Origin of the sequence: Pseudomonas sp. Pf153 (genome assembly GCF_001269775.1) — a bacterium.
In the GTDB taxonomy this organism is placed as follows: domain Bacteria; phylum Pseudomonadota; class Gammaproteobacteria; order Pseudomonadales; family Pseudomonadaceae; genus Aquipseudomonas; species Aquipseudomonas uvaldensis.
The window spans coordinates 327,197-339,397 of sequence record NZ_LHVL01000008.1 but is presented as its reverse complement, the minus strand read 5'-3'; the positions used below and the strand labels follow the sequence as shown (position 1 = coordinate 339,397).

Genomic DNA, 12,201 nt, shown 5'->3' with positions numbered 1-12,201 from the left:
GTCGAGGTGACGTAGGCGATGCCAGCCGGATGATTCGAGTGGTTTCCTTGAGCAGTGGAATCTCTGGAGCCGGCCGGTGCGGCATGTTGTTTGCGCACAGGGGTTGCTTATCCCCTGACTCAATGGCGAGATAGGCATTCAACAAACCACCCCAGGGGTCGTTCTATGCCACTCGCCACGTTGGTTCACCGTGCCAGTTTGCCAAGCCCACAGCTCAGCGCCGATCAGGCGGTGGTGCTGCTGCGCTCGAATTACGGACTCAGCGGTGACCTGCGACCCCTTGGCAGTCAGCAGGACCTCAATTTCCGCGTCGACAGCGAACGCGGGCGATTTGTACTGAAGATTTGTCATGGCGACTATGCCATTCAGGAGTTGCAGGCTCAGCATGCAGCCCTCAAGCAACTGGCCGGACACGGTGCCGTGAAGGTGCCGCAGGTCATTGCCGCCAGCAACAGCCAGGATCTGTTGACGCTCGATGTGGACGGGCAGGCGGTGCATGTCCGGTTACTGGAGTACATTGACGGTCAACCACTGACCCGGCTCAAACACCTCGGACCTGAGTTGGTAAGCGGCCTGGGGCGCTTGTGTGCGCAAATCGACCTGGCCCTGGCCTCGTTCGACCATCCCGGCCTGGAGCGTACCCTGCAATGGGACCCTCGCCATGCCAGCGCCTTGATCGAGCATTTGTTGCCCGTCATCCCGGATGAGCAACGGCGCCGTCTCGTCGCCGAGGTCGCGCAACAGGCCGAGCGACGCTTGCATCCGCTCAAGGCCCGCCTGCCGGTGCAGGCGATACACATGGACCTCACCGATGACAACGTGGTCTGGCAACGTGATGCCCAGCGCCAATGGCAGGTTCAGGGGGTCATCGATTTCGGCGATCTGATCCGTACCTGGCGCATCGCTGACCTGTCCGTGACTTGCGCGGCGTTGCTGCATCACGCTGATGGCGATCCATTCTTCATTCTGCCGGCGGTCCAGGCTTATCACGCGGCCAATCCCCTGCAGCATGAAGAACTGTTGGCACTTTGGCCATTGATCGTGGCGCGTGCGGCTGTATTGGTGCTCAGTGGTGAACAACAGGCCTCCATCGATCCGGATAATGTCTACAGTCGCGATAACCTGGAACATGAATGGGAGATCTTCCGGGTCGCTCATTCGGTGCCGTTCGAGCTGATGGAGGCGGCGATCCTGTCTGCCGTTGGCCACAGTTTGCCCCCGGTTGCCAGCGAGGGCTTCGCGCCGCTGTTGCCGACCCTGGTGGGCCGTGAGTTTGCCTTGATCGACCTGGGTGTACTGAGCCCGCACTTCGAGGCCGGGAACTGGGAGGCTCCAGGCATCGACCGACGCTTGCTGAGCGAGGCCGCCACCGTCCATGGGCTGGCCGCCAGCCGTTATGGACAATACCGGTTGTCCCGCACCCGGCCGGACAGTGCTGTGGAACCGGATACCTTTGCGTTGCATGTGGAACTGCATATACCCCAGGGCACGCCGCTGGAATCGCCGTTCGCCGGGGTGGTTCACAAGACCGTCGACGGCATGTTGCAACTGGACAGCGCCCAATTGAGCGTGCGGCTCTGGGGCGTGTCGTCGCCGTTGCATTCGGGCGCCGCCCTGGTGAAGGGGCAGGTGCTGGGTGAAGCGACCGGCCCGTTGCTGGTCCAGTTGTGCCGAGGCGCGCAACTCAATCCGCCGCTTTTTTGCACGCCATCCCGGGCCGCGGCCTGGCAGGCATTGTGCCCGTCGCCCTCGGTGTTGCTGGGGCTGGCGTGCGATGCCGAGGCAGAAGTGGACGCCAAGACGCTGCTGGCCCGTCGCGACGCGAGCTTTGCCCGGACGCAGAAGCACTACTACGTCGATCCACCGCGCATCGAGCGTGGCTGGCGCAACCATCTGATCGACATGCAGGGGCGCTCCTATCTCGACATGCTCAACAACGTCGCGGTACTGGGACATGGCCACCCGCGCATGGCGGCGGTGGCCGCCCGGCAATGGTCGCTGCTCAATACCAACTCGCGTTTTCACTATGCATCGGTCACCGAATTCTCCGAACGCTTGCTAGCGCTGGCGCCGCCGGGCATGGACCGGGTTTTCCTGGTCAACAGCGGCACGGAGGCCAATGACCTGGCGATCCGCCTGGCCTGGGCCTACAGCGGTGGTCGGGACATGCTCAGTGTGTTGGAGGCCTACCATGGCTGGTCGGTTGCGGCCGATGCGGTATCGACATCCATCGCCGATAATCCCAAGGCGCTGAGCAGCCGTCCGGACTGGGTGCACCCGGTCACCGCGCCCAACACCTATCGCGGTGAGTTCCGCGGTCCGGACAGCACGCCGGACTACGTGCGTAGCGTCGAACACAACCTGGCGAAAATCGCCGAGCGCAAGCGTCAACTGGCGGGCTTTATCTGTGAGCCTGTGTATGGAAATGCCGGGGGGATCGCCCTGCCACCCGGTTACCTGAAGCAGGTCTATGGGCTGGTGCGGGAGCGGGGGGGCGTGTGTATCGCCGATGAGGTACAGGTCGGCTACGGGCGCATGGGCGAGTTTTTCTGGGGCTTCGAAGAGCAGGGCGTGGTACCGGACATCATCACCATGGCCAAGGGCATGGGCAACGGCCAGCCCTTGGGTGCGGTGATCACCCGGCGGGAAATCGCCGAGGCGCTGGAGGCGGAAGGATATTTCTTCTCGTCAGCCGGTGGCAGCCCGGTGAGTTGCCAGATAGGCATCGCCGTGCTGGACGTCATGGAGGAAGAAAAACTCTGGGAAAACGCCCAGATGGTGGGCCGCCATTTCAAGGCACGGCTGCAAGCCTTGATCGACCGGCATCCCTTGGTGGGCGCTGTGCATGGCTCGGGGTTTTACCTGGGGCTGGAGCTGATCCGCAATCGCGACACCCTGGAGCCGGCCACCGAAGAAACCGCGGCATTGTGCGATCGCCTGCGGGAGCTGGGTATCTTCATGCAACCGACCGGAGACTACCTGAACATCCTCAAGATCAAGCCTCCGATGGTCACCACGCGCCAGAGCGTGGATTTCTTCGTCGATACACTGTCGAAAGTGCTGGACGAAGATCTATGACCGTTCAACAGGGCTGACGCCCGCACCAGGGCTTGCCCGTGACGGCAGCGGACTGATCGATCTTCAGGATCGACGGTCCATTGCCTGCGCGGGCAAGCCCGCTCCCCGAACAATCAAGCTCTTAAATCGATATTTGTCGACTTAAGTCTGCGGATATAGGTCTCAATTAAAATAATATGCTTCTAAAGCCGATTTTTATCGGCTATAAAGTCTTCCGTGAATCGGTGCCTCTGCTCGCGCCTGGGTTCACTCTTCCATCATCGATCGAAGCCAGACTCGGCCCTGCCTGCCACCAGGAGATGATTCATGAGTCGTATCGTTACCGTTGCCGCCACTCAGATGGCCTGTACCTGGGACCTCGAAGCCAATATCGAAAACGCCGAGAGGCTGGTACGTGAAGCTGCGACCAAAGGTGCCCAGATCATTCTGATCCAGGAACTGTTCGAGACTCCCTACTTTTGCCAGAAGCCGAACCCGGACTATTTGCAACTGGCGACCACGGTGGAAGAGAACGTCGCCATCAGGCATTTCCAGAAGTTGGCGAAGGAGTTGCAGGTCGTGCTGCCCATCAGCTTTTTCGAGCTGGCCGGACGGGCACGCTTTAACAGCATCGCGATCATCGATGCTGACGGTCGGAACCTGGGTATCTACCGCAAGAGCCACATCCCGGACGGCCCTGGCTATCATGAGAAGTATTATTTCAACCCAGGCGATACCGGCTTCAAAGTGTGGAACACCCGTTACGCCAGGATCGGCGTGGGGATCTGCTGGGACCAATGGTTCCCCGAGTGCGCCCGCAGCATGGCGCTGCTGGGTGCGCAAATCCTGTTTTATCCGACAGCCATCGGCAGTGAGCCCCACGATGCCACTATCTCGTCCCGCGACCATTGGCAGCGGGTGCAACAAGGCCATGCCGGCGCCAACCTGATGCCGCTGGTGGCCAGCAATCGTATCGGCAACGAAGAGCAGGATGGCTATGACATCACCTTTTACGGCTCGTCATTCATCGCCAATCAGTTCGGTGAGAAGGTTCAGGAACTGAGCGAAACCGAGGAGGGTGTGCTGGTGCACAGCTTTGACCTCGACGAGCTGGAACACATTCGCAGTGCCTGGGGCACTTTCCGGGATCGCCGGCCGAACCTGTACGGTCCGATCAAAACCCTCGACGGCTCACTGGAGTCCTGATTCATGACAACTTTGCATAGCACGCCCCGCACGGATGGTTTCCATATGCCCGCCGAATGGGCGACCCAGACGCAGGTCTGGATGATCTGGCCCGAACGTCCGGACAATTGGCGCCTGGGTGGCAAGCCTGCGCAGGCTGCTCACGTCGCGGTGGCCAAGGCCATCGCCCGTTTCGAACCGGTCACCGTGGCGGTGTCTGCGGCTCAGTACGAAAATGCCCGGGCGCGCCTCGATGTGCCGAATATCCGTGTGGTGGAAATGTCCAGCGACGACGCCTGGGTCCGGGATACCGGCCCGACGTTCGTCATCAATGACAACGGCGAAGTACGCGGCGTCGACTGGGACTTCAACGCCTGGGGTGGTTTCGACGGTGGCCTGTATTCGCCGTGGAACCGGGACTCGCAAGTGGCCAGCAAGATCCTGGAGATCGAGCGCAGCCCGCGTTATCGCACCGAGGGTTTCGTGCTGGAAGGCGGTTCGATCCACGTCGATGGCGAAGGCACCCTGATCACCACCGAGGAGTGCCTGCTTAATCGCAATCGCAACCCGCACTTGAGCCGCGAGGAGATCGAGGCGGTACTCAGTGCGCAACTGGCGGTGAATAAGATCATCTGGTTGCCCGACGGCCTGTTCAACGACGAAACCGACGGCCATGTGGATAACTTCTGCTGCTACGTGCGTCCGGGTGAAGTCTTGCTCGCCTGGACCGATGATGAGAAGGATCCGAACCATGCCCGTTGCCATGCGGCCATGAAGGTGCTCGAAAACAGCACCGATGCCAAGGGGCGCCCGTTCATAGTGCACAAGATGCCGATTCCGGGGCCGCTCTATGCCACCGAAGAAGAGTGCGCCGGCGTGGATGCGGCGGAAGGCTCCCAGGAACGCAATCCGACGGTGCGACTGGCCGGTTCCTACGTAAACTTCCTGATCGTCAACGGCGGCATCATCGCGCCGAGCTTTGACGACCCTATGGACGCCAGGGCAAAAGAGATCCTGCAGAATCTGTTTACAGAGCACGAAGTGGTCATGGTTCCGGGTCGGGAGTTGTTACTGGGGGGCGGGAATATCCATTGCCTTACTCAACAGCAACCGGCGCCACACACAAAATGAGTGGCGATGTAACAGCTGGGTGATATTCACCTCGCCGGCGCTGCGCCGAGGTTTTTGGATCCATTCCAGCGAGCCCGCGTCCCTATTGGGGGTGCGGGCTTTTTTGTGTCCTGGTGTCGCGGGCGCCGATAGATTGGCATAGCTCTTGTATCTGCACACCGGCAGTTCTGGGGAGCGGAGCTGAGTTGTTTTGTCATAAACCTTGGATAGATTAGCCGCTCATCAACCAGGAGAGGGCGCTGGAATGAATATGATAGGCGAGAGCGCATGCCATCCCTTGGCCGTTAATGGTGAGTCGCTTCAAGTATTGGCGCAGTGGTTGAAGTCCAATGGAACGCGTCAGATCAGAGAGCCTGATCCGCGTCGGATGATCATGGAGCGCTACCCCGCTGGCCTGTTCAGCGAGGCGGAGCTGGAGGCGTTGTGGGATGTGATGCAAGGATAGGAATTCGACGGATTGATAAGAAGCGCTGGCCGGCATGGCAGCGCTTTTTTTTATGCCGGGTGTCCGGAGCTGCTTTCGCTGATTGGTTGAAACATGCCTCGACGACGCAGGCATCGACCGACGCGTCAGTGGCCTGCGGTCCGGATGGCTGTTCCAGTTAACGTGTTCTTATACTTTTTTTGCCTGATTAAAGACGATTAACGAAATTGACACATTGTTGAGGGCGCGAATAGGATTCGCCCACGCCTGTGGCTAACAGCCATGATTCTTAAATAATAAAAAGGCCCGACACGATCACTCGTGGGCGGGCCTTTTCATTATTTTCCAGGAGCAAGAGTCCGAAAAAAGAGCGCAACAAGCGCCGTTTCGGTTGTCGGTTGCAGTGCGTATCAACCCGCACAAGGAAAATAAATATGTTGAACAAGCGCATCAGTTTGATCGCACTGGGGATTTTGAGCACCACTCACGCCATGGCCAACGACCAGGCAGAGTCCAAGGGTTTCGTTGAGGACAGCAGCCTGAAAGTGCTGTTGCGCAACGCCTACATCAATCGCGACTACAAGGACGGCAACCGGGACAAGGCCGAATGGGGCCAAGGTGTAATTGGTACGTTCTCGTCTGGTTTCACCCAAGGCACCGTGGGGGTGGGCGTGGATGCCTTCGGCCTGTACGCGCTGCGCCTGGACGGCGGCAAAGGTCGCAGCGGTGCGCAAGGCATCGACTTCTTCAAACAAGGTGACAGCGGCAACGCGGCGGATGACCTGTCCAAGTTCGGTGCTGCGGTGAAATTCCGTGTTTCCAATACCGTGCTGGCCTATGGCGACCAGATGCCGGCCCTCCCGGTGTTGAGCTACGACAACTCACGCCTGCTGCCGGAAAGCTATACCGGTACGCTGATCACTTCCAAGGAGATCAAGGGTCTGGAACTGAATGCCGGACGTTTCACCGCCGAATCGCGCAAGAGCGCCGAAGGCCGTGACAGCGGAGGGCTGAAGTCGATCAACGTGTTGGGCGGCAGCTATCAGTTCACCGAGCAGTTCAAGGCGTCGTTGTATGCGTCGGACGTCGAAGACGTGTTGAAAAAACAGTACGTGAACGCCAACTACGTGTTCCCGCTGGCCAAGGATCAGTCCCTGACCCTGGACTTCAACGGCTATCGCACCCAGTTGGATAACAGCTACGTTCGCGAAAACAACGTCACCGGCGATGACAACAAAATCTGGAGCCTGGCTGCGACATTCGCCACCGGGCCACACAGTTTCACCCTCGCCCATCAGCGCAGCACGGGCGACAGTAACCTGGGCTACGCCTATGGCGGCTATCAGCGTGGACAGAACCGTGTAGGCGATGGTGGCAATACAATCTACCTGGCCAACTCCTACTGGTCGGACTTCAACGCCGAGGACGAGCGTAGTTGGCAGTTGGGCTACGGACTGGATTTCACCACCTTCGGCATACCGGGCCTGACCTACAACGTTGCTTACGTGCGCGGCGATAACATCACCACGTCCACCAGCGAAGGCGGGACCGAGCGCGAAATCTTCAACCAATTCAAGTACGTGGTCCAGAGCGGCCCGGCCAAGGACCTGAGCGTCAGGTTGCGCAGTTCGGTGCTGCGTGTTTCGCAGAAATCCAGTGAATACAACGTCAGTGGTAACGAGCTGCGGGTATTCGTGGATTATCCGATCAACGTCTTCTGATAGCAGGTCGCTTCAGTTGGATTGAAAAGACCCCCGAAGCCGATTCGGGGGTCTTTTTGTCTTTTGGCGCCAGAAATATCACTGAAAACGACCATTTTCCCGATAAAAAGATCGTTTCCACGGGCATTCAACCAAGGTTTCAAGCAAGGCTTGAAATGCCTCAAATTCTTTCTCATGGACGTAAATTCTGCACCTACTAGATTAGGCCGCTCAATGCAGTGGAGACCTGATAAAAAATGATCGTTCTGAACAGGGAAGTGGGCGAAGCGCTTCGACGTGACAAATACGTTAACGTCCGCGGTGGAGACTTCAATCTCTACGGTCATTTCGGCGATTTTGTCCGGCTGACCAAAAGCTGGGAAAACATGGAGCCCGACAGTTATTACGGCCAGGCCGAGTCAGGCATGCGTTTTCGTCGTTACAGCGACTTCGAATACGACCCGAAGACCCGTGAACTCAAGCAACTCGAACACCGGGCCTACATCCAGTCCAAGGCCAACAACAGTTATGTCGGTGGGTTGGAGCGGCACTTCCAGGACTTTTCCGACGAGGTGATCAACTCGCCGGTGATGCGCAGCCTGATCGACACGGACTTCGAGGTCTACAAGAACGTCCTGCCACAGGAACTGCATGATGAAATCTGGCAGTGCCAGATTCATCAGATCCGCATCGAGATCAAGCCGGGCAAGCAATTGGAGATTACTCCCGAAGGGATCCACTGCGACGGCTACCCGTTCAGTGGCGTGCACTTCTGGGGCCGTCATAACGTGACAGGCGCAGAGAGCCGGTTGTACACCGCCCAGGAAGAGCAACTGGCCGCGATTACTTACGAAGACATTCTCGACACGACGTTCTTCCTGGATCGCGACATGCGCCACTATGTCACCCCTGCCCGCAACGTTCACAGCCATGAAATGGCGTTCAGGCAGATCCTGGCGATCTCCTTCTCGCGGCCCGGGACCGCTTTCGACATTGTTCGCTGAACAGCTGGAAACCATGGACGATCCGGTGCAGCAGGTCCTGCTGCGCCGGGCGATGGTCAGGGACGCCGAACGAATGGAGCAGTTCTTTCGCGGTTTCGACGAAGTGTCGTTCTGCGAATGGCAGGATGCCCGATTTTTGCGTGGAGTACTTCTCCAGGAGACCACCACTGCCTACCTGGCCATCGATGCCCGCGGTGAAGTGGTTGGCGCGGTGATTGGCGGCAGGCTGGGTACCCGCGGCACCATCAACCACCTGGCGGTGAGTCCAGGCTATCGCACCCGAGGCCTGGGTCAGCGTTTGGTGGAAGCGGCATCGGCCGACATGAAACGGGTAGGCGTGCTACGCATGTTCCTGTTCGTCGATGATGCTAACCTGGCCGGCAAGCGTTTCTGGGCGGCACAGGGGTTCTACGAACCCCGGGGTGAAATCACTTTCGAGAGGGATCTATGAGCAAGACTTCCAGCCAGCCGCTGGCGGTCGAACCACAAGCCTCGCGCACCTTCGCTGAAGCCAGTCCGGTGGTAGCGGGTTATTTTACGGTGTCGTTCGTGTTCGGTCTGATGGCGGTCAACGCCGGGTTGCCTTTGTGGCTGCCAGTCGCGATGTGCCTCTTCGTCTATGCGGGCGCTTCGCAGTTCGCCGCGCTGGCGTTGCTTTCCAGCGGGGCGTCGCTGACCACCATCGTGCTCACTACATTCCTGATCAATGCGCGGCACATGCTGATGTCGGTCTACATGGCCAAGGCCCTGCGTGCGCTGGGCCTGAGTCGTTTCGAGCGCTGGTGCTATGCTTCCGGGCTCACGGACGAATCGTTTGCCTTCCACAGCGTCAAGCTCGGTAGCGGGGCACCCGTGAGTGTGCGATACCTCATCGGCTTCAACCTCTTCTGTCACACCTCATGGGTGCTCGGGGGCTTGTTGGGCGCCGTTTGTGCACAGTACGCCGCGCATCTGATCAAGTATCAGCTCGACTATGCGCTGACGGCGATGATGCTCTATGTGCTGGTTTCGTTGTGCAACACCCGCAACAAACTGATCGCGGCCCTGGCAGCCGTTGTCTGCATGGGCGTGTTGAGCCTGTTGGGCAGTTCACCGTTCAACGTCTTCATTGCCACTTTCGTTGGCTGCGGGGTGGGCGTATGCCTGACCAAACGTTCCTGATCCTGGTGGTGGCCCTGATGATGGCCGTGACCTTCCTGCCCCGTGCCTTGCCGTTGCAGGTCAATACGGAACACTGGCCGCCCTTCGTCGCCCGTGCGCTGGAATACCTGCCGGTGGCGATCGTCGCTGCCATCAGCATCACCCCGCTGCTGATCAAGGATCAGCAGATACAACTGGACCGCCCAGAGTTCTATGCCGCGATTCCTACGCTGTTATGTGCGTATTTCAGCCGTAACCTGTTTCTCAGTGTGGCGGTGGGCACGGCGGCGTATATCGCGCTCGGTTCGTTCATGTAGCTTCAGGTCCACAACGTCGTGTAGCGCCTGGCTGGACAGCTCCGGATTGTTCACGGCCAGGCGGACCTCGAGAAAGTCCTCGAAGTCCGGGAAAATTGCCAGGCCGTTATGCAACGCCGCCTCTCTGGAGACCAGTCCCAGCCCATCGAGCTGCGTGATCAAGGACAAGGTCAGCGTTTCACTGCAGGAATACACCATCCGCTGGCTCGAGCCATAGTCGCCCAGGCCGGCATCGAGGAAACGAAGGAAGCTGTGGGAGTACGGACATTCCTGTGCCGGACGTACCTGAAACCTGTCGCCAATCGACCCCAGAGAATCGTCCTCGCCGCCGCAATGAGCGCCTACCACTCGCACTTGTACATCCGGCATCGTGATGCTGGGAAAGCCACTCTGCTGCGGCCCGATCAGGATCGCCAGGTCAAAACCTTCGTTCTTGAGCTTGCTCAGGTTCTCCATTGACTCGGCGTAACTGAACTCCAACTGGAATTGAGGAAAAACGGCAATCAACCGATCTATCAGTCGTCGATTGAATTCCGCCGCGAGAGTGGTATTCAGCGCCACTTTAAGTGTGCGTTGCCGAGGTTTCTTGAGTGCTGCGACCTTCTCTTCCAACTGTCGCGTGGCCACCAATACCTGATCCATGAAGGGAGTCAGTTCCGAGCCTTGGCTCGTCAACGTCAACCCCTTGTTCGAACGCCGGAACAATCGAAAACCGAACTGCTCCTCTACCTTGTTCAATTGCGCCGCCAATGCTTGCACCGTGAGGCACGAATGCTCCGCTGCCGCCGACAAAGAGCCGGTCTGCACGATGCGCATAAGGTTGCGTAAGGTTCTGCTATCCATGAGGTAATGCCCTCTGCGTAAGTGGGCTCGCTGTTGTTATGTACCTGGCCCGGGTACAGGCTGTACAGGTGGCTATCATCATGCACCTCGCCGCGGTTGTCGCGATTTTGTGGCGAAAAGCCTTGGCAGGCGATGGTTGGAGCTTATGCGCAATTCATTTTTTTTGCCGGTTCGGTACTTTGTTTGTCCGTTTACGAATTAAATATTAAATTATGTCCGTATATGTACTACTCTTGCGGTATCACGGTAACAACGGAGTCTCATCCCATGGCAACGCCCTCCATTACTTTCAATGCACAGCAACAGCTAGAGTCTCCGGATGCCGGTCGGGTCGCCTTGAAGTTTTTCTTCAATCTCATGGCGCTGTGGGGCTGTAGTGTCGAGCAACAGCGCACGTTGCTGGGCAAGGTAGGAAACACGACCTTCTACAAATACAAGCAACTGCCGGCCAACATACGCTTGCCGCGTGACACTCTGGAGCGCATTTCCTATCTCATGGGTATTCACAAGGCATTGAGTATTATCTTCAGCAACAGCCGGGATCGTGCATACCAATGGGTCAGCACGCCCAACACCGCTGCGCCATTCAATGGCCAGTCGGCGTTGTCCTATATGTTGGCCGGACGGGTGGTAGATATTGCAGATGTGCGGCGATACCTCGATGGAGTGCGCGGTTGATGATGCCTCCACTGGCGGACCCGCAATGGACGCGCGCCTATCGCATCGTCAACAGCTGCTTTCCACCGATTACGCTGTTCGAAGACGTGCTGGACCCGGACGATTTGCCAACGGCCTACGCCTTGGAAGCATTGACCAATGACCGGTTGATGGAGGAAGCGGGGGTGCTGTCCCGTGTACGTCCAGAAGATCGTGTTTCCGGGCCGGGTTCCTCGCCGGTCATGGCGGCGTTTACCCACATCGGCAAGAGCAGCCGCTTCAGTGATGGCACTTTCGGCGTCTATTACGCCGCCAGCAGCCAGGAAGCCGCCATTGCCGAAACTTGCTATCACCAGGCGCGATTCCTGGGAGCGACCAACGAACCGGACCTGGAGTTGACCATGCGTACCTACGTCAACCAGGTCATCAAGCCGCTCCACGACATCCGCCATGATTACCCGCACCTGCACAACCCGGACCCCGACGCCTACGGCCCGTCCCAGGTATTTGCCCGGCAATTGCGTGAAAGCCTGTCCTGGGGCCTGCTCTATAACAGCGTTCGCCTGCCTGGCCATGAGTGCGTCGCCGCGTTTCGCCCGCCCGCGGTTTCAATTCCGGTCCAGGGTAAACATATCCGATATGTCTGGAGTGCCCAGAAGCGCGAGATTTCGTTTGTGTTCGAGGTGAACCAGGTGTGAGTCGCCGTTGGCCCTGCGACATCCCGCGGTGGCGAAGAGCGGATG

Annotated in this window: 12 protein-coding genes; 11 read left to right on the top strand and 1 reads right to left on the bottom strand. The window is 58.7% G+C overall.

Translation table 11 applies throughout. The features are described from left to right. The first annotated feature begins 165 nt into the window (after nt 1–165). The 9 genes from AD666_RS04430 to AD666_RS04390 all read left to right on the top strand — a co-directional run bounded on the left by AD666_RS04430 (nt 166) and on the right by AD666_RS04390 (nt 9,958). On the top strand, nt 166–3,078 hold the full coding sequence (locus AD666_RS04430; RefSeq protein ID WP_053147950.1) for an aminotransferase: 2,913 nt from the start codon (nt 166–168) through the stop codon (nt 3,076–3,078). A gap of 306 nt (nt 3,079–3,384) precedes the next feature. Continuing rightward, nucleotides 3,385–4,263, top strand: coding sequence for an N-carbamoylputrescine amidase (gene aguB / locus AD666_RS04425; protein ID WP_053147949.1), 879 nt, complete (start codon nt 3,385–3,387; stop codon nt 4,261–4,263). Between the two features lie 3 nt (nt 4,264–4,266). Continuing rightward, nucleotides 4,267–5,373, top strand: coding sequence for an agmatine deiminase (aguA, locus tag AD666_RS04420; protein ID WP_053147947.1), 1,107 nt, complete (start codon nt 4,267–4,269; stop codon nt 5,371–5,373). A gap of 244 nt (nt 5,374–5,617) precedes the next feature. Beyond that, the gene (locus AD666_RS04415; RefSeq protein WP_053147946.1) at nt 5,618–5,818 is read left to right on the top strand and encodes a hypothetical protein; all 201 of its coding nucleotides are present in this window, start codon (nt 5,618–5,620) and stop codon (nt 5,816–5,818) included. Nucleotides 5,819–6,231: 413 nt separating this feature from the next. Then, a complete protein-coding gene (locus AD666_RS04410; RefSeq protein WP_053147944.1) occupies nt 6,232–7,518 on the top strand; it encodes an OprD family porin in 1,287 nt (428 codons plus the stop codon). A 236-nt stretch (nt 7,519–7,754) separates the two neighbouring features. Further along, a complete protein-coding gene (locus tag AD666_RS04405; RefSeq protein ID WP_053147943.1) occupies nt 7,755–8,501 on the top strand; it encodes a 2OG-Fe dioxygenase family protein in 747 nt (248 codons plus the stop codon). Between the two features lie 13 nt (nt 8,502–8,514). Beyond that, nucleotides 8,515–8,952 (top strand): GNAT family N-acetyltransferase, encoded by a 438-nt coding sequence (locus AD666_RS04400; protein ID WP_172679594.1) that lies wholly within the window; start codon nt 8,515–8,517, stop codon nt 8,950–8,952. Continuing rightward, nucleotides 8,949–9,662, top strand: a complete 714-nt coding sequence (locus tag AD666_RS04395) for an AzlC family ABC transporter permease (RefSeq protein WP_053147941.1) — start codon at nt 8,949–8,951, stop codon at nt 9,660–9,662. Before AD666_RS04400 ends, AD666_RS04395 begins: the two co-directional genes overlap by 4 nt. After that, on the top strand, nt 9,641–9,958 hold the full coding sequence (locus tag AD666_RS04390) for an AzlD domain-containing protein (RefSeq protein WP_053147939.1): 318 nt from the start codon (nt 9,641–9,643) through the stop codon (nt 9,956–9,958). Before AD666_RS04395 ends, AD666_RS04390 begins: the two co-directional genes overlap by 22 nt. Here the strand turns inward: AD666_RS04390 and AD666_RS04385 are convergent. Continuing rightward, nucleotides 9,875–10,801, bottom strand: coding sequence for a LysR family transcriptional regulator (locus tag AD666_RS04385; protein WP_053147937.1), 927 nt, complete (start codon nt 10,799–10,801; stop codon nt 9,875–9,877). The genes AD666_RS04390 and AD666_RS04385 overlap by 84 nt on opposite strands. Before the next feature lie 267 nt (nt 10,802–11,068). Here AD666_RS04385 and AD666_RS04380 point away from each other — a divergent pair, with 267 nt between their 5' ends. Continuing rightward, entirely contained in the window at nt 11,069–11,479 is a 411-nt protein-coding gene (locus tag AD666_RS04380) for an MbcA/ParS/Xre antitoxin family protein (protein WP_053147935.1), read from the top strand. Beyond that, nucleotides 11,479–12,156: an RES family NAD+ phosphorylase gene (locus tag AD666_RS04375; RefSeq protein WP_053147933.1), complete on the top strand. Its 678-nt coding sequence runs from the start codon at nt 11,479–11,481 to the stop codon at nt 12,154–12,156. The genes AD666_RS04380 and AD666_RS04375 overlap by 1 nt, the downstream gene beginning before the upstream one ends. Nucleotides 12,157–12,201 lie beyond the last annotated feature (45 nt).

What these genes read in the sequence shown, in the direction of transcription:
- AD666_RS04430 (WP_053147950.1), top strand. Translation starts at nt 166, where the DNA reads ATGCCACTCGCCACGTTGGTTCACCGTGCCAGTTTGCCAAGCCCACAG.
- aguB (WP_053147949.1), top strand. Translation starts at nt 3,385, where the DNA reads ATGAGTCGTATCGTTACCGTTGCCGCCACTCAGATGGCCTGTACCTGG.
- aguA (WP_053147947.1), top strand. Translation starts at nt 4,267, where the DNA reads ATGACAACTTTGCATAGCACGCCCCGCACGGATGGTTTCCATATGCCC.
- AD666_RS04415 (WP_053147946.1), top strand. Translation starts at nt 5,618, where the DNA reads ATGAATATGATAGGCGAGAGCGCATGCCATCCCTTGGCCGTTAATGGT.
- AD666_RS04410 (WP_053147944.1), top strand. Translation starts at nt 6,232, where the DNA reads ATGTTGAACAAGCGCATCAGTTTGATCGCACTGGGGATTTTGAGCACC.
- AD666_RS04405 (WP_053147943.1), top strand. Translation starts at nt 7,755, where the DNA reads ATGATCGTTCTGAACAGGGAAGTGGGCGAAGCGCTTCGACGTGACAAA.
- AD666_RS04400 (WP_172679594.1), top strand. Translation starts at nt 8,515, where the DNA reads ATGGACGATCCGGTGCAGCAGGTCCTGCTGCGCCGGGCGATGGTCAGG.
- AD666_RS04395 (WP_053147941.1), top strand. Translation starts at nt 8,949, where the DNA reads ATGAGCAAGACTTCCAGCCAGCCGCTGGCGGTCGAACCACAAGCCTCG.
- AD666_RS04390 (WP_053147939.1), top strand. Translation starts at nt 9,641, where the DNA reads ATGCCTGACCAAACGTTCCTGATCCTGGTGGTGGCCCTGATGATGGCC.
- AD666_RS04385 (WP_053147937.1), bottom strand. Translation starts at nt 10,801, where the DNA reads ATGGATAGCAGAACCTTACGCAACCTTATGCGCATCGTGCAGACCGGC.
- AD666_RS04380 (WP_053147935.1), top strand. Translation starts at nt 11,069, where the DNA reads ATGGCAACGCCCTCCATTACTTTCAATGCACAGCAACAGCTAGAGTCT.
- AD666_RS04375 (WP_053147933.1), top strand. Translation starts at nt 11,479, where the DNA reads ATGATGCCTCCACTGGCGGACCCGCAATGGACGCGCGCCTATCGCATC.